Consider the following 20,395-nt stretch of genomic DNA (forward strand, 5'->3'; position numbering starts at 1 on the left):
ACCGTGCAGGCCAGGGGGGCTGTCCCCATGGTCGTGCAAGGTCGACCAGCCGAAGCGTGAGATCGTATGAGCGGCTATGCTGCGGCAGACGGCGCGCACACATGTACGCGACACGCCGCTATGGGGCGGTAGCTCAGCCGGTTAGAGCAGCGGACTCATAATCCGTCGGCCGTGGGTTCGAGTCCCACCCGCCCCACCTGCGCAGGCTCCTGACCTGCGGAAACGTTCCTTGTGAGGTGTCGGAGCGTCAACCTTCGCTCAACGGACTGAATCCGCTGCTCGCGAGTTCGGAACGGGGCGAGGCTCTCGCTCCCTCGCTGAGCGGACATCGCGCTGACCTGCGGCAATGCTGATGATCAGGACTTGTGCCTCAGCAACGTCACGAGCTGGCAGCGTCTCCGCGGCTTCGTTTTCGTGATTTTGGGGACGTGTTGGGGACGCAGGGTTTCGGTGAGGTCTGCTGACCAGTCCCTCTGGGCTCCGGCCGGCCGCCCGAGGAGCTCCGTGCTGACCGGGTTCGGACTCAACTCTGGGGAGCTCGATCGCGTCGGGCAGGGCGTGAGGAGCTGGTGCGCGCCAGGGCGGAAACTGCCCGAACAGAAAACAGCCCGCCCTGTCTGCTGAGCCGTGCGGCTGTCATGCCGCCGTCGCTCAGCGCCGTGGTGCGGATGTTGGCGCCGGGCCCGGGGGAGGCCGTGATCATCGGCTGTTTGCCGGACGCCGCAGACGCGACGAACCGGAGGTTGAAGGCCGGCGAGCGGTGCCATGCCGTGGAAGACGTCTGCTGGTGGCGCAGGCCGATCATCACGACCTCGAACGCGGCCCCGGCGCCGTCCTGGTCGGCCCCTCATTGCCCTGGTAGCTCACACCATCAGGCGACGCCAGAACCCCTCAAAGAATCACGAACCGCCCACTCGTAATCCGCGGCCAGCAGGACCTGAACCTGCCGCAGGAAGTCTACGACCAGTGGCGCGAGGCCATCCGGCTGCGCACGGCAAACCACGGGTCGACGGCGGTACCGGCATGCTGCTGCCGGTCCGCGCGTTCTACATGGACATCCAGAGCTGGGCATTGGAGGAACCCCAGCGGTGGGCGCGCTGGGCCGCGCCGTGTCCGATCCCGTCGGCGGGCCTGCGGGGGTTCGAGGCGCGGCGGCGTCGGATCAACGAACGCACCGCCCACCGGCTCAGGCAACGCCCGCCGCTGCTAACGGCGTTGGCCGGGCATGTGGAGGAGCACTACAGCGGGCGGCGTGTCCTGTTCGAGGCCGTGCGGCAGGCAGGACCGGTGGAGGCGGACGAACTGGCCGGGTTCGCCAGGACCGTGGCCACTGGCCGGTGCGCTGCCGCCGTGCCCCCCAGCCGGCCGGGCGCCGGCTACGGCCGCAGGACGAGCTTCCCGGCGGCGTGACCGCTCGCGCTCAGCTCCTGCGCCTTCGCGGCGTCCTCCAGCAGAAGGCTCTGGGCGATGCGCACCGTGAGCTTGCCGTCGGCTGCGAGGCGGGCGTGCTCGCCGAGGCGGGAACCGAACGGGGCACCGGGGCCGGAGAAGGTGACGCCCAGCTCGACGGCCTTCAGATCGGCGATGGTGATGATCCGGTCGGTGCCGCCGCGCAGGTCGATCGACACCTCCAGGTCGCCTGCCCCCGCGGCGTCGTACACCGCGTCGATGCCCTGCGGTGCGGCCTCGCGGACCCGGTCGGCGAGGCAGGCGCCGTAGGCGACCGGGATCGCGCCCAGCGAGCGCAGGTACTCGTGGTTGCCGGGGGAGGCTGTGCCGATGACCGTGGCGCCGCGGGTGACCGCGAGCTGAACGCCGACGGCGCCGGCCACACCCGCGGCTCCGTGCAGCAGGAGCGTGTCGCCTTCCCCGACGCCGAGGGCGTCGAGCACGCGGACCGAGGTCTCGACGGCGACGGGCAGTGCCGCGGCGAAGTCCCAGTCGAGGTCCGCGGGCTTCGGGCCGAAGTCGACGGCCAGCGCGTGCTCGGCGTATGCGCCGGTGACGGTCCAGCCCAGGACCTCGTCACCCACCGCGACGCCGGTCACGCCTTCGCCGACCTCGTCGACGACGCCGGCCGCCTCCACGCCGGGGATCACCGGGAACGGCGGGGCGATTTGCGGCCTCCACCCGTTGCGGATCTTGGAGTCGAGCGGGTTGACCCCTGCCGCCACGACCTTCAGCCGCACCTGCCCGGGTCCGGCGTGCGGCTCGTCGACCTCTTCGAGGTGGAGGACTTCCGGGCCGCCGAACTCGGTGTAAGTGATCGCCTTCATGTCCTGCTCCAGTGCTCGTCGCTCTAGGTGAAAGATCAACTTGGCCGGGACCGGTGGCGGCCGCACCGGCACTTCGACTAGTTCCGGCTCGCAGGCTCAGGAACCAGCCATGTTTGTGGGCGCGGTCCAGCCGGTGGATCGGATCCACTCGGCCAGGTCGAGGGTGGCCGACTCGATCGCCCGCACTACCGCAAGATCCGACGGGTGTTCCGCCGCCTTCGCGAACTGGCGGAACATCGCCCTTTCGAGGTCGCTGGGAAGCACGCTCAACGGGAGGGCCTCGTAACGTGCCGGGAGCCCGGCCCGCGCGCCGAACGCCGCGGCGATCTGAGGGCCCGTCAGCTCGTCGCCGACGAGCTCGACGGCTCCGCCGGGTGCCTCCGCGGTGTCGAGCAGGAGCGCGGCGGCGACCCGGCCGACGTCCCTGACCGAGATCATCTTCAGGGCGACGTCCTCCGGCAGCGGCAGCCTCAGCACGATCTCTCCGTGCTCCAGGCTCGGTGCCATCTCCTCCATGAAGGGGGTCGGGCGAACCATCGCGGCCCTGAGGCCGGACTTCCTCAGGTGCTCCTCGATCGAGTGCTTCGAGTCATGGTGCGGCACACCCCGCTCCCGGTCCGCGCCGAAGACCGAGTTGAAGACGACGTGCGGGACGCGTGCCGCGACCGCCGCGTCGACGAGCGCGGTGCCGATGCGGATCTCCGTCTCGACCTCTTCGAGGTTGTTCGCCTCCGGGGTCATGAAGTAGAACGCCTCGACCGCCGTCAGCGCGGCGGCCAGCGACGCCGGGTCGTCGGTCCGGATGGCCGCCAGCTCGACGCCGCGGGCGGCCAGCGCCTGAGCCCGGTCGGATTGCGGGTTGCGGACCAGGGCCCGCACCGTGGCCTTGTGGTCCAGCAGCGCGTCGACCACCGCCCCGCCCTGTCGCCCCGTCGCGCCGAAGACTGCGATCGTGGCGGTCGTCTGTGTGCTCATCGCTGCCACCCTTCACTCAGGGCGTGAGCGAGGTGAGCACGAGTCCGGTGTTGACCTCGGCGGTGGGGGGAGGACGACGCGGGCGTGGCGTCCTCGAGCTTGATCTGTTGCGACATGTCTCCACGATGCGTATGCGGCGCCAGGCGCACCACCGGTATCGCGCCAGGTTCTCCCGATAACCCGCCAGTGTCGGGTAGCCTCGATCGCGTGTCCGACCTCAGCGGCGAGCCGAGCTTCTGCACCGACGATGCGCCGTTGTCGGCGCCGCTGGCCCATGGCGCCGACGTGGCCGCGCACTTCCACGACTACGGCCAGCTCCGCTACGCCGCGCGTGGGGCCCTGGTCACAGCGACCCAGGTGGGCACCTGGGTGGCGCCGGCCAGTCGGATCATGTGGGTGCCGCCCTTCGCGGTGCACAGCAGCAAGGCGTACGGCGAGACGGACATACGGGTGCTGTCGCTGCCCGTGACGCTGACCGGACAGCTGCCGGCCGAGCCGTCGGTCTTCGTGGCGAGCGCGTTGCTGCGCGAGGCCTATCTGGCGCTGATGAGCGAGGGCGAGCCGCTGGAGAGCCCCCGTGGGCGGCTGCTGATCGACGTCGTACTCGCCGAGGTCGCCCGCGCCGCACAGGAGCCACTGCGCCTCCCGGAGCCGATCGACCGGCGTCTCAAGGCGGTCACCGACCTGCTTCACATGGACCCGGCAACCCCGGCGACCCTGGCCGAGCTGGGCCACCGCACGGGCGCCGGCGAACGCACCCTGAGCCGACTGTTCGGCAGCGAGCTGTCGATGAGCTTCCGTCAGTGGCGCACCCTGCTGCGCATTCAACGGGCGCTGATCGAGCTCAGCGACGGCGCCTCGGTCACCGACACGGCGATGCGGCTGGGCTGGTCGAACCCCAGCAGCTTCATCGACGCCTTCACCGAGCTGGTCGGTCAGACACCCGGGGCCTATCGCTCGTCGGCTCGGTCCTCCCGCAGCTCCCACGGGTGAGAGGTTGGCGGGGTAGCCGTAGTTCCTGGCGGAACATCGGTGGCAGCCCAATGGTGTGGGTGCCCACGCTGGAAGGGTGACTCCCTCCGCCATCACCCAGAGCTCCTCGCCGGCCTCGGCGGCCTCGGCCGGTGCGACGCTGAGCGACCTCATCGTCCAGTCGCTGACGCGGCACATCTCCTCGGAGGCGTTCGTCGCAGGCGACCGGCGACTGACCTACGCCCAGGTGCGGGACCTGGTCTCGCAGTACATGGGTGCGCTCAGTCGGCGCGGCGTTGGCCTGGGCGTCACCATGCTCAGCCCGAACACGCCTGAGTAACTGGATCGTGCAGGCTGCGACGTACCTCCTCGGAGGGCGCTTCACGGGACTCCAGGCCCTGGCCTCGGTGCAGGACCAAATCGTGGTCTGCGAGGACGCAGAGGCATCTGTGCTCGGAAGTCCTGCAGACCATCCCGGTGATCGGCCGACTCGGCGCAGAGATCATCATCGCCGAGACCGGAGGCGACGTGGCCCAGTTCGCCTCCGCCCACCACCTGGCCTCCTGGATCGGGGTCTGCCCCGGCCGGAACGAGTCCGCCGGAGTCAGCAAGTCGGGACGCGCCCGACCCGGCAACGCCAACCTCAAGCGCCTGCTCGGCGTCGCCGCCATGGTCGCGATCAGGAACAAGGGCTCCTACCTCGGAGTCTTCTTCCGCCGTCTCGCAGCCAGAAGCGGCGGCAAACGCGCACTCGTCGCCGTGATGCGCAAACTCGTGATCGCCGTCTGGCACGTCCTGCACGACCACGAGCCCTACCGAGACCTCGGAGCTGACCACTTCACCCGCCGCGACCCCGAACGCGCCATGCGCCGCATGCTCAAGGAAGCCAACAGCCTCGGCCTGACCATCCGCTTCGACCCCATCCCAGCCTGACGGCTCCACCACGAGTCATTTTCGTGTCAGACCCACCGGGCGCGAGCAACTGAGCCACCTGCCATGAGTTCCGGATACGCCCGCTGTATAGATCTGGCCGGTGATTGCGGCCACAGAGGCTCTGGCCCAATCCCGTGGGCAGGGCCTCTACACGTTGGAAGAGGAATCCGCTGTGGGCAGGTGCGAGGCCCTCTCAGAGCTGGGCGCGACCGAATGGCAGCCCGTGCCACCTGTGCAGGGCTGTGACCTGCGGAAACGTTCATTTTTTGGGTGGCGGAGCGTCAACTTTGCCTGAACGGACCGAATCCGCCGCTCGTGGGTTGGAGTCGGGCGCTGCTGGGTACAGCTCCAACCCCTCTGACCTGCGGCTGAGTAGACGATCGAGTACCGGCGCGACGGTGCGCGGACGCGGTAGGGCGACATCGGCTGCCGTCTGTGCCGTGGAGAACCTGTCGCTGCTGAGGAGGAGTCCCGGCGATGGCCGAGGGGCAAGGAAACGGCCCGAAGGGGAAACGGCCCCTCTCGGCTGGCCTCGCGCCACAGTCGCTCGTCTGGAGAACTCCCGGCTGTCAGGAACCGCTGCCACCGCAGCAGGTGCCGTGGTTTTGCCAGTTCAGGTGAAGCCCGGCTAGTCGGCCCGGCAGGTCCCATTCCGGGTGCGGCAGGAATGTACGGCGATCTGCCGGAGCGGTTCCTCCCACTCACCGGTTGGGCCCCGCCCGGGCGGCCGGACCGGCATGCGGGCTCGTCACCGGTGCTGCGCCGTGCCCAGCCCGTCGGTGTACCGGCCGAGGACGTCCTCGGCGGCGGGGGCGGGGCCGAACAGCTGCTGCTGGCGGCGAGGGTCGGCGACGTAGCGGCCGCTGTCGAACCAGCTGAACATCGCGGCCATGTCCTTGACCAGGGGCATGAAGCGGCCGGCGATGGCTCCTGCGGCGCGGGCGACGACGGAGGGGACGGCCCGTACCTTGATCTTCTTTCCGGCCCGGTTGCCCATCAGGTCGGCCATCTCGCGCATGCTGACCGGACGGTCCCAGCCGATGTCGATGCGCTCACCGTTGTCGGCCTCGGCGTCGACGGCGGCCGCCAGGTACGCCGCGAGGTCGGAGGTGTGGACGAAGGTCAGCGGGACGGTGGTCTTGCCGATCCACGTCAGGCGGCCCTTGTCGATCGGGTTGCCCGCCATCGTCGCGATCTGGTCGAGGAAGGCCCCCGGCCGCAGTGCGACGAACGGGACGCCGAGTTGTTCGAGCTTGTCCTCGGCGAGCTTCTTGTGCCAGAAGTGCGGGATCTGGGGCGTCCGGTCGCTGGTGAGGATGCTGGTCAGGACGAACCGCCGGATGCCGGTGCGGTGGGCGGCCTCGGCGAGGTTGGTGTTGCCGACGGTGTCGATGTCGTGCGCGTTCTTGCCGCCGCGGGTGTAGCCGGCAGCGGTGGTGATGACGGCATCGGCGCCGTTCATGGCGGCAACGAGCGAGTCGAGGTCGAGCATGTCGCCGCGGGCGATCTCGACACCCCGGGTTTCGAGCTTGCTCGCGTCGGTCGTCGGCCGGACCAGGGCGCGGACGTTCTTACCGCGCTTGAGCAGTTCGTCGACGACCTTGCCGCCGAGGGAGCCGGTCGCGCCGACGACGAGGACGGGGAGGGTGGTGGTCATGGGGGTCTCGCCTTCCATCAGGTCAGTGGTGGGGGATGGGGTGGGTGGGGCAGGGACGGTCGGGGACATGGGTGGCCAGGGACGGGGGCGCCTTCGGCCCGGGGCGCTCAGGGGGGCGGCCCTGTGGTGGGCGGCGCCGCGGCGCGGGTCACCGGCGGCCCGGTGGGGGAGCTTGAGGAGGTCGACGGAGACCCGCGCCGCGGATGATGCGTCCGTACCCGATGGGCGTTCGGCCGGCGACGGGGAAGGGCTCGCCGGGCCCGCGGGGTGTTGCCCTAGGGTGCTGCCCCGTCCCCGGAAGAGTTCCGTCCTGCTTGTACCGGGACGGCTCGCGCTTGCCCCTGACGCCGGGGGCCCCGCCCGCCCCCGTCCTCCGTGACGCACGGGGGCAGCGGGTGGGTTCCGCCACAGGCGCCGGACCGGCTCGCCACTTCGCGAGAACGCCGGGAACGAAGCGCACTTCAGGCCGGACCGGGGTGCGGGGCGAGGGGAGTTACTCGGACTCTTCCCGCGGAAGAGCGGGGTTGTTGATCGCGTCGGCGATCGCGTAGGCGGTGCGGACGAAGGACTCCGCCTGCTGCGCCGACAGATTGAGCGCGGAGGTCTCCTCCAGGGCCCGCCACATGGCCGCGATGGGCTCGCGCATGGCACGGCCCTTGTCGGTGAGGTGCACGACCATGACACGCCGGTCGTGTTCGGCCGGCTCACGGACGAGCAGACCGGCGTCCTGCATACGGCGCAGGGACTTGGACACGGTGGAGTGGTCCAGGCCGACGCTCTCCAGCAGCTCGGACTGGGACTGGCCGTCCCGGTCGAGGAGTTGCATCAGCAGCAGTTCCTGTCCGGGATGCAGGTCCATCTCACGGAGCATGACGCCGGCGCGGGCGCGGTGGGCGCGGGCGAGCTGGAAGATCGCGTAGCTCATCGGCCCCTCGCCGGCCGTGGAGGGGGTGCGGTGTGTGGAGGCGGGCATGATGCGGTTCCTCAGGCGGTGTGGGTGGGGTAGTCGGTGTAGCCGGCCACTCCGCCGCCGTAGAAGGTCGCCGGGTCGGGGGTGTTCAGCGGCGCGTCAGAGCGTAGCCGCTCGACCAGGTCCGGGTTGGCGAGCGCGAGGGCGCCGACGGAGACGAGGTCGGCCGTGCCGTGGTCGATGTCCTTGGCGCGGGTGGGCAGGTCGGCGCCGCCCCGGTTGAGGATCAGGGTGGTCGGCCACAGTGCGCGCAGGGTGCCCAGCAGCTCCTCGTCGCCCGTGTGCATCACGTGGAGGTAGGCCAGGCCGAGGGGGCGCAGGGCGTCCAGGAGCGCCGGATACAGCTCGGCGGTGTCGGACTCGGCGATGTCGTTGTAGGGGTTGCCGGGGGAGATACGGATACCGGTGCGCTCGGCGCCGATCTCGTCGGCCACGGCAGCGGCGACCTCGACGGCGAAGCGGATGCGGCCCTCGATCGAGCCGCCGTAGCCGTCGGTGCGCTGGTTGGTGTTGTCGGACAGGAACTGGTGCACCAGGTAGCCGTTGGCGCCGTGGATCTCCACGCCGTCGGCGCCTGCCGCGACGGCGGCCGCAGCGGCGCGGCGGAAGTCGTCGACGGTCGCCGCGACCTCCTGCGTCGACAGAGCACGGGGTGCCGGCATCTCCTGGGGCCCGGACGCGGTGAACATCACGCCCTGCGGCCGGATCGCCGACGGGGCGACCGGCTGCCGACCGTGGGGGGTGTTCTCGGGGTGGGCGATGCGTCCGGTGTGCATCAGCTGGATGACGATCCGGCCGTCCGCCGCGTGCACGGCGTCGGTGACCTTGCGCCACCCGGCGATCTGCTCGTCATTGTGGATGCCGGGAGTGAGGAGGTAGCCCTGGCCATCGGGGGAGGGCTGGGTTCCCTCGGTGATGATGAGCGCGTGCGAGGCCCTCTGGGCGTAGTACTCGGCGTTCAGCTCGGTCGGTACGCCTTCGGGCGTGGAGCGGTCACGGGCATTGGGGCCATGACCAGTCGGTGCGGGAGGGAGATGTCACCGACGGTGGTCGGTGTCCACAGGGAGTGCAGCATGAGGGGTCCTTCGATAGGGCGGTGACCGGCCGGTCACCGAAAAGGCGGCGGGTGGTCGTGCTCAGTCGACGGTCAGGACGAGCTTGCCCCGCACGTGCCCGGCGTCGCTGACCTGCTGGGCCTCGGCCGCCTGGTCGAGCGGGTAGGCGGTGACGGTGGTGACGAGCTTGCCGGCCGCGGCGTCCTGGGCCAGGGCGGCGAGGCGGGCGGCCGAGCGTTCCGGGGACCCCTGGGAGAAGGTGATGCCCAGCTGCCGTGCACCGAAGTCGGCGATGGTGACGATGCGCTCGGTGCCGCCCCGTAGGGTGATGGAGTCCTCCAGGGCGCCCTTCCCGGCCAGGTCGAACACCGCGTCCACGCCTTCGGGGGCCAGCGCCCGCACCCGCTCGACCAGGCCCTCGCCGTACACGGTCGCGGTGGCGCCGAGCGAGGTGAGGTAGTCCTGGTTGGAGGGGCCTGCGGTGGCAATCACGCGCGCTCCGCGGGCCGTGGCGAGCTGGACCGCGAGGGTTCCCACCGCTCCGGACGCGCCGTGCATCAGAATGGTCTCCCCGGCGGCGACACGGAGCAGGTCCAGGACCCGCTCGGCCGTCTCGCCCGCCACCGGCAGCGCGGCCGCGTGCTGCCAGTCGAGTCCGGCGGGCTTCGGGGCCACGGTGGTGGCCAGCGCGTACTGGGCGTACGAGCCGGTGTCCGACCAGCCCAGCACCTCGTCACCCACCTTCGCGTCCTGCACGCCCTCACCCAGGGCGTCCACCACGCCGGCGAGCTCGGCACCGGGGACCGCGGGGAAGGTCGTCGGGCGGACGGCCTCCATCATCCCGGAGCGGATCTTGCCGTCCAGCGCGTTCAGGCCGGCCGCCTTGACGCGGACGCGGACTTGCCCGGGGCCGGGCTGCGGGACCTCGATGTCCGCCTCGTGCAGCACGTCCGTGCCTCCGAAACGGTCGAACAGGATGGCTTTCATGACGACTCCTCTCGCGCCCCACCCATTTAGGTGGCTGGACACATGATTACCGTAACAGCAAACATGTGGCTAGCCAAGTATTTGCTGTCGCTCGCGCTGGGCAAGGGCGGTCATGGTCGCGTCGGTCTCTTCGGGGCGGCGGTCGAAGCGGGAGGGGTCCCGCCGGAGAGCACCTTCCCCGGCCATGGGCTATCTCGACTGGAAGCTGGAAGACGGGCCGGTCGGGCCCCGGTTGGCGGTGTGCGGCTTCTTTCCGGCCCGGGGCCCGGGTCGGCTCGCGGCCGGCCGCCGGACAGCCTCCAGCTCGCGTCCCTCTCCTCCGGCCGGGCGGTCGGCTCGGTCCCTCGGTCATCGAGCCGGGTGCCGGTGGTGCCGCGAGGGGCACCGTGGGGAGTGAACCGGCGCCGGGCGGGGGTCTGAACGGCGTGATCCAGAGCCAGGCCGGCAGTGCCGCGTGGTCGGCGATCTCGGCGACTCGCCGCCGGGCCATCGGCTGACCGGCCGGGCGTCATCCCGACAAGGGTCAGGAAGGAGAAGGTCGGCAGCGCTCCGGGCTCGTGGAGCCCGGAGCGCCCGCAGCGTCACGCGACGGCCCACCTCGAACGGCCCGAGGACATCACGGGCGAACTGTCGAGCGAGTCGGCCACCGAATCCCGCTGACGAATCGAGGCTGATCGTCCAGCTGTGCCGGTCAACTTTCCCTGACCCGGCGCCATTCGCGGCTCGGGAGTTGGGAGTCCGACGACGCCCGGGGGGAGCGGCGACCCGTCACGGCCTGCCCAGCCTCCCGTCGGGAGCTTCCGAACAAGCAGTGGGCTCACGCCTCCTGGGCTGCGTCGATCTCGGCGATGAGTGCCTCGACGCGGGTCCTGATGTCGTCGCGGATCGGACGTACGGTCTCGACGCCCTTGCCCGCGGGGTCCTCCAGGGCCCAGTCGAGGTACTTCTTGCCGGGGAAGATCGGACACGCGTCGCCGCAGCCCATGGTGATGACGTAGTCGGACGCCTGGACCGCCTCGGTGGTCAGGAGCTTCGGCTCGGCCGCGGCGATGTCGACGCCGACCTCCCTCATCGCCTCGACCGCGGCCGGGTTGACCTGGTCGCCGGGGATGGAGCCGGCGGAGCGGACCTCGACCCGGTCGCCGGCGAGGTGGTCGAGGAAGCCTGCGGCCATCTGGGACCGGCCCGCGTTGTGGACGCAGACGAACAGCACGGACGCGAGCGGGCTGGACGGCATCGGTTCTTCCTTCATGTGTGGCCGAGCGGTGTGACGCGGTAGGGCGGGCGACTCGGGTCGGCCCAGAGTTTTGGGGGGATCGCCCCGGACTGGTATCAGCCTGCCCCCGGCTCGGTTCCGGCGTTCACCGGCATGCGGGCGGCCGGAGCCGTGGTCGGGCTGGGGCTGGTGGCGCTCGTCTTCATGCCCGGACGGACGGCTGGGGAGCGGTCGGCCGCATGACCCGGGGGCGGGGTCCGGGAAGCGGTGATCGGCGCTGCCGTGGCTTGCCTTGCCGGCTACGGGCGGAGCAGCTGTCCCATGGCGGCGATCACCGACGGCTCGACGCGGTAGTAGACCCAGGTGCCGCGCCGCTCGGAGGTGAGGAGACCAGCCTCCTTCAGCTTCTTCAGGTGATGGGAGACGGTGGGCTGGGAGACGCCGACGTCGGAGATGTCGCAGACGCACGCCTCGCCTCCTTCGTGCGAGGCCACGGAGGAGAACAGGCGCAGGCGCACCGGGTCGCCGAGGGCCTTGAACATCGCCGCCGTGCGGACCGCTTCCTCCTCGGTCAGCGGGCGTTCGTTCAGCGGCGGGCAGCAGGGGACCGTGTCTTCCGGCTCCAGCAGCGGCAGCACCTTCGTATTCGACATACGTCTATGTTGACACACGTCGAAACAGCGCCCCCGGCGGCGGCCGCCCGATCCTTGTCCGCTCGATCCTCGCCGGCACCTCCCGTCGGAGATTCGAGTTCATTTCGATGAACGTCTATGTTGACGTTCATCGAATCAGGTGTGATGCTGGCCGTGGAAGCCATCGACGGATGTCGAATCAACAGGGGAGTCATCGTGAACGCGCACACCGCCGTCCTGCCCACCGTGGTGATCGGGGCCGGCCCCGTCGGTCTGGCCGCCGCCGCCCACCTCGTCGAGCGCGGTCTCGAACCCCTCGTCCTGGAAGCCGGGGCGTCCGCGGGCAGCGCCGTACGCGAGTGGAGCCATGTACGGCTGTTCTCCCCCTGGGCCGAGGTCGTCGACCCGGCCGCCGAGAAGCTGCTGAGCCCCACCGGGTGGACCGCACCCGACGGCGCGACCTACCCCACGGGCGGCGACTGGGCCGAGAAGTACCTGCGGCCGCTGGCCGACGTGCTCGGCGACAAGGTCCGGTTCGGTGCGACGGTCACCGGTGTCTCCCGCCTCGGCCGCGACCGCGTCGTCGACGCCGACCGCGACCGGCAGCCCTTCACCGTCCACGTCGCGTACGCCGACGGCCGCGAGGAACGCCTCACCGCCGGCGCCGTCATCGACGCCTCCGGCACTTGGTCCACCCCCGGCCCGATCGGCGGCGACGGCCTGCCCGCCCTCGGCGAGAAGGCGGCCGCCGATCACCTCTCCTACCGGGTTCCCGACCTCGAGAACCCGGACGTACGTGCCCGGTACGCGGGCAGGCGCACCGCCGTCATCGGCTCCGGCGCCTCCGCCTTCACCGCCCTGGCCTCGCTGGCCGCGCTCGCCGAGAAAGCCCCCGGCACCCACGCCGTATGGATCCTCCGGCGCGGCATCGGCGGATCCACCTTCGGCGGCGGGGAGGCCGACGAGCTCCCCGCCCGCGGCGCCCTGGGTCTGGCCGCGAAGGCCGCCGTCGACGACGGACACGCCGACGCCGTCACCGGCTTCCGCACCACGAGCGTCGAGAGGACGGACGAGCAGCGGCTGGTTCTCGTCGCAGAGGACGGCCGCCGCCTGGACCCGGTCGACGAGGTCATCGTGCTGACCGGTTTCCGCCCCGACCTGTCCTTCGTCTCCGAACTGCGCCTCGGCCTGGACGACCGTCTTCAGGCTCCCGTCGAACTGGCCCCGCTGATCGACCCGAACGTGCATTCCTGCGGCACCGTCTACCCGCACGGCGTCAGGGAACTGTCCCACCCGGAAGAGGGCGTCTACCTCGTCGGTATGAAGTCCTACGGCCGCGCCCCGACCTTCCTCGCCATGACCGGCTACGAGCAGGTCCGCTCCGTCAGCGCGGCGCTCGCCGGAGACCGGGAGGCGGCCGAGCGCGTCGAGCTGACCCTCCCCGAGACCGGAGTCTGCGGCGGCGCCGGCCTGTTCGACGAGCCCGACACCAGCGGGGACGAGAACGGGGGCGGCTGCTGCGCCGCTCCGAGCACCCTGCAGATCGGGATCGGCGCGCCCGTCCCCACGGGCGGTTGCTGACCCGGCCCCTGACCGCTCACCCCTCACCCTCAGGAGGATCGTCATGTCCCGTGTACAGCTCGCCCTCCGCGTCCCGGATCTCGACGCGTCCATCGCGTTCTACACCAGGCTCTTCGGCGTCGGACCCGCCAAGCTCCGTGACGGCTACGCCAACTTCGCCGTCGCCGATCCCCCGCTCAAGCTCGTCCTCGTCGAGGGCGGCGGGGACGAGGACACACGCATGGACCATCTCGGCGTCGAGGTCGAGACCACCGAAGAGGTGCAGGCCGCCACCACCCGCCTGAGCGAGGCGGGCCTGGCCACGGCGGAGGAGAACGACACCACCTGCTGCTACGCCCTCCAGGACAAGGTCTGGGTCCACGGTCCCGGCCGGGAACCCTGGGAGGTGTACGTCGTCAAGGCCGACGCCGACTCCCTGGCCAAACAGCGGGGCAGCGTCTGCTGCGGCCCGACGGACACCGCCGGTGCGGCCCCCGCCGAGTCCGCCGCTGCGGGTGGCTGCTGCTGATACGCCGGGGCCGCGACCGGAACGGGGGGCCGGTCGCGGCCGCCGGACATGAACGGCTGCGCGGGGTGATCGGGGCGGCGGCCTCGGTCACCCCCCCCGACTGGTACAGCACGCCCGAGACGCCCATCATGACGAAAGGCAAGGCCGAAGCCGCCGCCGTAGACCGCGAGGTGGTGACCCACCGTGACCGCGCACCGGGCTCCGGGACCCCGCGCGGCGGCTCCACAGTGAGGAGCGGCGCATGCATGCCGATGCGGCAGGGCGACAGCGGCGGCCGGACGGCGTCCGCAGCCGTTCCGAGGAGATGACAACGCCTCTCACCCGATCCCGGAGACGGCGGGTGGGGTCGGCTGCCGGTGTCGGGGAGTCGTCGTGACCGCGTCCCGGCGGCCCTCCGCCCAGGGCATGACAGGTGAGGCGTTCCGGGCGCTGTACGAGGAACTGCGTGACCGCGTACGGAGCGGCGGCGCCCCTCGGCCCGGGTCCCTGAGCCATCTGACGCCCGAACGCGTCGTGGCCGCCATGGCCGAGGTCCGCACCGGGCGCACGGTGTCGCTCGCCGCCCCCATCGAGACCCGTCCGGGGCGTGACAACGCAGAACCCGCGCACCACACGATGACCGGCCCCGCGCCGGACGACATCGACGCGGCGGGGCTGCACTTCGCCCGTGACCGGCTGGCGATGAACATGCACGGGGACGCGGACAGCCACCTCGACGCGCTCTGTCACGTGATCTTCGACGGCGAGCTGTACGGCGGTGTCCCGGCGACAAGCCTGACGCCGGAGGGCGCCGGCGAACTGTCCCTGGACCTCGTCCACGACGGCATCGTCGGGCGCGGCGTGCTGCTGGACATTCCCCGGCTGCGCGGTGTGCCCTGGCTGGAGCCCGGCGACCATGTGACCACGGAGGACCTGACGGGGGCCGAGGAGGCCCAAGGGGTCCGGGTGGGTCCGGGCGACCTGCTGTTCGTCCGGGTCGGGCATCGCCGCAGGCGGCGGGAGCGGGGGGCGTGGAACGCGGCCGAGAGCCGCGCGGGTCTTCATCCGGAGGCGATGCGGTTCCCGGCCGAGCGGCAGGTCGCGGTGCTGGGCGGCGACGGCAACAACGACACGGCCCCCAGCGCCGTGGAAGGGGTCGGCTTCCCCGTCCACGTCCTGGCGGTGCAGGCCATGGGGACGCACCTGATGGACTACCTCCAGTTCGAGGAGCTGGTCCCGGTGTGCGAGAGCGCCGGGCGGTGGGCCTTCCTGTGCGTGGTCGCCCCGCTGCGGCTGCCGGGAGCCACGGGCTCTCCCGTGAATCCGATCGCCGTGCTCTGAGCCGGCCTGCTCCGAGTCCGTCGTGCTCCGAGCGGGTCGAGCGCTCCCCGCGTGCCGATCACCCGAAGGGCGGATACGTTCGAGGAGACGGACCGGCCGCTGGGTTTCCGCAGCGCGCACCGGCAGGTCCCGCCCGGGGAGCGGGTCCGCGAGCGCAAGGACCGTGATCACCATGGGCGAATCCGCGCACTACGACGTCATCGTCATCGGTACCGGCGCCGGCGGCGGCACGCTCGCCCACCGGCTGGCCCCCTCGGGGAAACGGATACTGGTCCTCGAACGCGGTGACTACCTCCCGCGGGAGCGGGACAACTGGGACTCCACCGCCGTGTTCGTCAAGGGCAGGTACCGGGCGCCGGAGTTCTGGTTCGACAAGCACGGCCGGGAGTTCCCGCCCGAGGTCAACTACTACGTCGGCGGCAACACCAAGTTCTACGGCGCGGCCCTGTTCCGGCTGCGGCCCGAGGACTTCGGCGACCTGCGCCACCACGACGGGATCTCGCCCGCCTGGCCGATCCGCTACGAGGACCTGGAGCCGTACTACACCCAGGCGGAACACCTCTACCTGGTGCACGGACGGCACGGCGAGGACCCCTGGGAGGGCCCCGCGAGCAAGCAGTACGCGTACCCGCCGGTCGCACACGAACCCCGCATCCAGCAGCTCAGCGACGACCTGGAGAAGCTGGGCCTGCATCCCTTCCACCTGCCCATCGGGGTCGATCTGACCCAGGACGGCAACGGCCGGGCCACCCACTCGAGCGTGTGCATCCGCTGCGACCGGGTCGACGGCTTCCCGTGCCTCGTGGGCGCCAAGTCCGACGCCCAGGTCATCTGCGTCGAGCCCGCCCTGCGGTACCCCGGCGTCGAGATGGTCACCAACGCCCACGTGGTGCGGCTGGGGACCGATCCGACCGGGCGCAGTGTCGACACGGTCGTCGTCCGGCTCGCCGACGGTGAGGAGGTCCGCTACTCGGCGGACATCGTGGTCGTCGCCTGCGGGGCGGTCAACTCGGCCGCCCTACTGCTCGCCTCGGCGAACGACCAGCATCCCCGGGGTCTGGCTAACGGCTCCGATGTGGTCGGCCGGCACTACATGCGGCACAACAACCTCGCGCTGATGGCCGTCTCGAAGGAACCCAACGACACGAGGTTCCAGAAGACCCTCGCCCTGCACGACTGGTATCTCGGCGCGGACGACTGGGACTACCCCCTCGGCGGGATCCAGATGCTCGGCAAGTCGGACGCCGACCAGATCCACGGCGAGGCCCCGCGCTGGGCCGGAGCGGTGGCTCCCGACATGCCCTTCGAGGTCCTGGCCCATCACGCCGTGGACTTCTGGCTGTGCGGAGAGGACCTGCCGCTGCCCGGCAACCGCGTCACCCTGGACGGCGACGGCCGCATCCACCTCGCTCTCGACGAGTCCCACAACATCGCGGGGCTGAAGCGTCTGCAGCACAAACTCCAGCACATGCTGGGCCGTCTGGGCATGCACGAGCACCACCTGCTGCCGCACAGCATCTATCTGCACAAGGGCATGCCGATCGGCGCCACGGCCCACCAGGCCGGCACCGTCCGCTTCGGCGACGACCCGGCCTCGTCGGCCCTGGACGTCAACTGCAAGGCCCACGAGGTGGACAACCTCTACGTCGTCGACACGAGCTTCTTCCCGAGCATCGGCGCGGTCAACCCGTCCCTCACGGCCATCGCGAACGCCCTGCGCGTGGGCGATCACCTGCTGGAGCGCCTGGGTTGACGGCCGACCCCGCCACCGGCCGGTGGAACATCCTCGTCCGGGCGGCGCAACGCGGGCCCACCCCGGATGCCGCCTCCCGCCCGTGGTGATTGTGTGACGACCGTACCCGCGGTCCACGACCCGACCTGGCGGGGCGCATCGGAGGAGGCAGTCGAACGTGAGTCCCACCGAGGGAGCACCTCAGCACGTCATTCCCGCCCACTTGCTCGCGGGCCAGAAGGCGCTGGTGACAGGCGCCAATTCCGGCATCGGCAAGGCCACCGCCATCGGCCTGGGCCGGGCCGGAGCGGACGTGGTCGTCAACTACGTGGCCGGCCGGGAAGAGGCGGAGAAGGTCGTCGAGGAGATCGCCTCCTTCGGGGTGAAGGCGGCGGCCTACGAGGCGGACGTGTCCGACGAGGGCCAGGTCGTCGCCATGACGGAGCGGATGGTCGAGGAGTTCGGGACGATCGACATCCTGGTCGCCAACGCCGGCCTCCAACGCGACGCCGCGTTCACCGAGATGACCCTCGCCCAGTGGCAGAAGGTGCTGGACGTCAACCTCACCGGGCAGTTCCTCTGCGCACGGGAGGCGACCAAGGAGTTCGTGCGCCGCGGGGTCGTGCCCGAGGTGTCACGCGCGGCGGGCAAGATCATCTGCATGAGCTCGGTCCATCAGCTCATTCCGTGGGCGGGGCACGTCAACTACGCGAGCTCCAAGGGCGGCGTGCAGATGATGATGGAGACCCTCGCCCAGGAACTCGCCCCGAAGAAGATCCGCGTGAACGCGATCGCCCCCGGGGCCATCAAGACCCCCATCAACCGAAGTGCCTGGGAGACGGCGGACGCCGAGCGGGATCTCCTGAGGCTGATCCCCTACGACCGCGTCGGCGAGCCCGAGGACATCGCCCACGCGGCCGTCGGCCTCGCCTCGGACCTCATGGACTACGTCGTGGGCACCACGCTCTACGTGGACGGCGGGATGACCCTCTTCCCCGGATTCGCCACCGGCGGCTGACTCCGCTCACGCGCGCCGCCGGAACCCGGGGAGACACTCATGCACACCATGATCCACCTGCTGGCGGACGCGCCGCCCCAGATGCTGCCGGCCAGATCGCTGATGGCCTTCACCCTCGCCACCCACATCATCCTGGTGCCGCTGGGCGTGGCGCTGCCGCTGATCACGCTCATCATGCACGGATACGGGCTGCGCACCGGCGACGAGACGGCCCTGCTGCTGGCTCGGCGCTGGTCGGCCGTGATAGCGGTCCAGTTCGCGATCGGCGTCGTCACCGGCACGGTCCTGTCCTTCGAGTTCGGCCTGCTGTGGCCCGGCCTGATGGGCCGGTGGGGCGACGTGTTCGGGCTCGGGTTCAGTGTCGAGGGCTGGGCCTTCTTCCTGGAGGCGGTGCTCATCGCCATCTATCTGTACGGGTGGCGCCGACTGAAGCCCCGCACCCACTTCCTGCTGGGGCTTCCGCTTCCCGCGGCGGCCCTGCTCGGAGCCTTCGGCATCCTGGCCGCCAACTCCTGGATGAACACGCCCCAGGGCTTCTCCCTCGACGCCGAGGGCAACCCCACCGACGTGGACGTCTGGAAATCGATCTTCACGCCGATGTTCGGGCCGGAGTACTGGCACTTCGTGGTGGCCATGCTGGTGACCGCCGGTTATGTGGTGGCCGGGGTCTACGCCACCGGGTGGCTGCGCGGACGCCGCGACCGCTACCACCGCCTCGGGTTCACCGTCCCGTTCACCGTCGCCGCGGTGTGCACGCCCCTCCAGTTCATGCTGGGCGACTCCATCGCCCGGCAGGTGTTCCACAAACAACCCGTCAAGTTCGCGGCGATGGAGATCGTCTGGAACACCGACACCCATGTGCCGGAATACCTGTACGGCCGTCTCCATCCGGACGGAAGCATCTCCGGCGGGATCAAAATCCCGCAGTTCGACTCCATCCTGGCCGGGTTCAGCACGGACACCAAGGTGACCGGGCTGACCTCCGTCCCCGCGAGCGACCGGCCGAACGCCACCCAGGCCACGATCGCCCACTGGGCCTTCGACACGATGGTCGGGATCGGCTCCCTGCTGGTGCTGCTCGCCCTGTGGTACGCCCTGATCTGGTGGCGACGCCGCCGGCTGCCCGAATCGAAGTGGTTCTACCGCGTCGCGGCATGCGCGGGCGTCGCCTCCGTCGCCGCCGTCGAATGCGGCTGGATCACCACCGAGGTCGGACGCCAGCCGTGGATCGTCTACGAGAACATGCGGGTCGCCGAAGCGGTCACCGCCACCCGGTCCTACGGGTTGTGGATCATGTTCGGCCTGGTGGTCGTGGTGTACGTGTTCGTCTTCGGTTCGTTCCTTGTCGTGCTGCTGAAGATGCGTACCCGCTGGCGTCTCGCCGACGAGGCGCAGCCGGCGGGAAGCCCTGCCGAGGGCCCGGAGTCGGACACCCCCTACGGGCCGCGCCCCGCGGTCCCGGCCGGGGACTCCCGGGCATCGGACGGCCCGTCCGAGAGGAACGGATCATGATGGCCGACGTCATCGCCGTCGTGCTGCTGCTCGCGGTCGCCGCCTACGCCTGCGGCGGCGGCACCGACTACGGCGCCGGGTTCTGGGACCTGACGGCCGGGGGAGCGAAGCGCGGCGAACGGCCGAGGTGGCTCATCGACCACGCGATGGCCCCTGTCTGGGAGGTCAACAACGTCTGGCTGATCTTCGTCCTGGTCATCATGTGGACCGGCTTCCCGGTGATGTTCCAGACGGTCTTCGCGGCCATGTGGCTGCCGTTGGCGCTCGCCGCCGTGGGCATGGTCCTGCGCGGGGCGGGCTTCGCCCTGCGCAAGCCCAGCCGGCGGCTCGCCGGGCGGCGCCTGTACGGGGCCGTGTTCGCCGTCGCCTCGCTGCTGACCCCGTTCTTCTTCGGCGCGGCGGTGGGCGGCATCGCCTCCGGCCGGGTCGCCCCCGGCACGCCCGCGGCGGACGACGCCTGGTCCAACCCCACCTCGCTCCTCTTCGGTCTGCTCGCCATTGCCGCGACGGCCGTCCTGGGGGCCGTGTTCCTGGCCGCGGACGCCCGGCGCTTCGGGGCACCGGACCTCGACGGCTACTTCCGCAGGCGCGCGCTCGGCGCCCTCGCCGCCGTCGCCGTACTCGCGGTGATCACCCTGTTCGTCACCCACGACGACGCCCCGCACGTGTGGCACGGCCTCACCCACGGCGTCGGCCTGGTCTTCGTCGTCCTGGCCGTCGTGGCCACGCTGGCCACCGCCGGCCTGCTGCTGCGTCCGTCCGGCTCATGGTCACGGGTCACCGCCGTCGTGGTCGTCGCCTCGGCCGTGTTCGCCTGGGGCATGGCCCAGCGCCCGTACCTCATCCCCACCTCCCTGACCGTCGCGGAGGGAGCGGGCGACTCCAGCACCCTGCGCTGGCTCGGCATCGTCTCGCTGGTGGCCCTGCTGCTGATCTTCCCGGCGGTCGTGCTCCTGTACTGGATGGACACCCACGGCGAACTGGAATCCCTCACCGACGCCGATCTGCGGCGGCGTGGTGTGGGGGACCAGGGGTGACCTCGGAGCCCGCC

The 20,395-nt window shown here is 70.9% G+C and carries 18 protein-coding genes, 1 tRNA gene and 1 pseudogene; 12 read left to right on the forward strand and 8 right to left on the reverse strand.

All coding sequences use genetic code 11. From position 1 onward, the window contains the following. The first annotated feature begins 122 nt into the window (after window positions 1–122). Both OG440_RS25430 and OG440_RS25435 read left to right on the forward strand, forming a co-directional pair. Window positions 123–196 (forward strand) — tRNA-Ile (locus OG440_RS25430). Window positions 197–966: 770 nt separating this feature from the next. Beyond that, entirely contained in the window at window positions 967–1,410 is a 444-nt protein-coding gene (locus OG440_RS25435) for a hypothetical protein (RefSeq protein ID WP_406009091.1), read from the forward strand. On the opposite strand, the gene OG440_RS25440 is transcribed toward OG440_RS25435, so the two are convergent. After that, a complete protein-coding gene (locus OG440_RS25440; RefSeq protein WP_406009092.1) occupies window positions 1,377–2,276 on the reverse strand; it encodes an NADP-dependent oxidoreductase in 900 nt (299 codons plus the stop codon). The two genes, OG440_RS25435 and OG440_RS25440, sit on opposite strands and share 34 nt — an antisense overlap. 96 nt (window positions 2,277–2,372) lie before the next feature. Further along, a complete protein-coding gene (locus tag OG440_RS25445; protein WP_406009093.1) occupies window positions 2,373–3,251 on the reverse strand; it encodes an NmrA/HSCARG family protein in 879 nt (292 codons plus the stop codon). Window positions 3,252–3,458: 207 nt separating this feature from the next. On the opposite strand from OG440_RS25445, the gene OG440_RS25450 reads away from it, so the two are divergent. The 3 genes from OG440_RS25450 to OG440_RS25460 all read left to right on the forward strand — a co-directional run bounded on the left by OG440_RS25450 (window position 3,459) and on the right by OG440_RS25460 (window position 5,156). Further along, entirely contained in the window at window positions 3,459–4,244 is a 786-nt protein-coding gene (locus tag OG440_RS25450) for an AraC family transcriptional regulator (protein WP_406009094.1), read from the forward strand. Window positions 4,245–4,320: 76 nt separating this feature from the next. Continuing rightward, window positions 4,321–4,563: a hypothetical protein gene (locus OG440_RS25455; protein ID WP_406009095.1), complete on the forward strand. Its 243-nt coding sequence runs from the start codon at window positions 4,321–4,323 to the stop codon at window positions 4,561–4,563. Window positions 4,564–4,685: 122 nt separating this feature from the next. Next, on the forward strand, window positions 4,686–5,156 hold the full coding sequence (locus OG440_RS25460) for a transposase (protein WP_406011455.1): 471 nt from the start codon (window positions 4,686–4,688) through the stop codon (window positions 5,154–5,156). A gap of 748 nt (window positions 5,157–5,904) precedes the next feature. Here the strand turns inward: OG440_RS25460 and OG440_RS25465 are convergent. The 6 genes and pseudogenes from OG440_RS25465 to OG440_RS25490 all read right to left on the reverse strand — a co-directional run bounded on the left by OG440_RS25465 (window position 5,905) and on the right by OG440_RS25490 (window position 11,694). Beyond that, window positions 5,905–6,813: an SDR family oxidoreductase gene (locus OG440_RS25465; RefSeq protein WP_406009096.1), complete on the reverse strand. Its 909-nt coding sequence runs from the start codon at window positions 6,811–6,813 to the stop codon at window positions 5,905–5,907. Window positions 6,814–7,306: 493 nt separating this feature from the next. Continuing rightward, on the reverse strand, window positions 7,307–7,786 hold the full coding sequence (locus OG440_RS25470; RefSeq protein ID WP_406009097.1) for a MarR family winged helix-turn-helix transcriptional regulator: 480 nt from the start codon (window positions 7,784–7,786) through the stop codon (window positions 7,307–7,309). Window positions 7,787–7,797: 11 nt separating this feature from the next. Further along, window positions 7,798–8,858: pseudogene (locus tag OG440_RS25475) on the reverse strand (alkene reductase). 61 nt (window positions 8,859–8,919) lie between these two features. Next, window positions 8,920–9,825, reverse strand: coding sequence for an NADP-dependent oxidoreductase (locus OG440_RS25480; protein WP_406009098.1), 906 nt, complete (start codon window positions 9,823–9,825; stop codon window positions 8,920–8,922). A gap of 817 nt (window positions 9,826–10,642) precedes the next feature. Further along, window positions 10,643–11,062, reverse strand: a complete 420-nt coding sequence (locus OG440_RS25485) for an arsenate reductase ArsC (RefSeq protein ID WP_406009099.1) — start codon at window positions 11,060–11,062, stop codon at window positions 10,643–10,645. 278 nt (window positions 11,063–11,340) lie between these two features. Beyond that, window positions 11,341–11,694 carry an ArsR/SmtB family transcription factor gene (locus OG440_RS25490; RefSeq protein WP_406009100.1) on the reverse strand — a complete coding sequence of 118 codons (354 nt, stop codon included), beginning with the start codon at window positions 11,692–11,694 and terminating at the stop codon, window positions 11,341–11,343. Between the two features lie 195 nt (window positions 11,695–11,889). Between OG440_RS25490 and OG440_RS25495 the strand changes: the two genes are divergently transcribed. The 7 genes from OG440_RS25495 to OG440_RS25525 all read left to right on the forward strand — a co-directional run bounded on the left by OG440_RS25495 (window position 11,890) and on the right by OG440_RS25525 (window position 20,381). Continuing rightward, window positions 11,890–13,254 (forward strand): NAD(P)-binding domain-containing protein, encoded by a 1,365-nt coding sequence (locus OG440_RS25495; protein WP_406009101.1) that lies wholly within the window; start codon window positions 11,890–11,892, stop codon window positions 13,252–13,254. 43 nt (window positions 13,255–13,297) lie between these two features. Further along, the gene (locus OG440_RS25500; protein ID WP_406009102.1) at window positions 13,298–13,762 is read left to right on the forward strand and encodes an ArsI/CadI family heavy metal resistance metalloenzyme; all 465 of its coding nucleotides are present in this window, start codon (window positions 13,298–13,300) and stop codon (window positions 13,760–13,762) included. 405 nt (window positions 13,763–14,167) lie between these two features. Further along, on the forward strand, window positions 14,168–15,082 hold the full coding sequence (locus OG440_RS25505; RefSeq protein ID WP_406011456.1) for a cyclase family protein: 915 nt from the start codon (window positions 14,168–14,170) through the stop codon (window positions 15,080–15,082). A gap of 172 nt (window positions 15,083–15,254) precedes the next feature. Further along, a complete protein-coding gene (locus tag OG440_RS25510; RefSeq protein ID WP_406009103.1) occupies window positions 15,255–16,835 on the forward strand; it encodes a GMC oxidoreductase in 1,581 nt (526 codons plus the stop codon). A gap of 157 nt (window positions 16,836–16,992) precedes the next feature. Beyond that, window positions 16,993–17,832: an SDR family oxidoreductase gene (locus tag OG440_RS25515; protein ID WP_406009104.1), complete on the forward strand. Its 840-nt coding sequence runs from the start codon at window positions 16,993–16,995 to the stop codon at window positions 17,830–17,832. Window positions 17,833–17,871: 39 nt separating this feature from the next. Continuing rightward, window positions 17,872–19,344, forward strand: coding sequence for a cytochrome ubiquinol oxidase subunit I (locus OG440_RS25520; protein WP_406009105.1), 1,473 nt, complete (start codon window positions 17,872–17,874; stop codon window positions 19,342–19,344). Next, window positions 19,341–20,381: a cytochrome d ubiquinol oxidase subunit II gene (locus OG440_RS25525; RefSeq protein ID WP_406009106.1), complete on the forward strand. Its 1,041-nt coding sequence runs from the start codon at window positions 19,341–19,343 to the stop codon at window positions 20,379–20,381. Before OG440_RS25520 ends, OG440_RS25525 begins: the two co-directional genes overlap by 4 nt. The last annotated feature ends 14 nt before the right edge of the window (window positions 20,382–20,395 follow it).

It is taken from the genome of Streptomyces sp. NBC_00637, assembly GCF_045161545.1.
GTDB lineage: Bacteria > Actinomycetota > Actinomycetes > Streptomycetales > Streptomycetaceae > Streptomyces.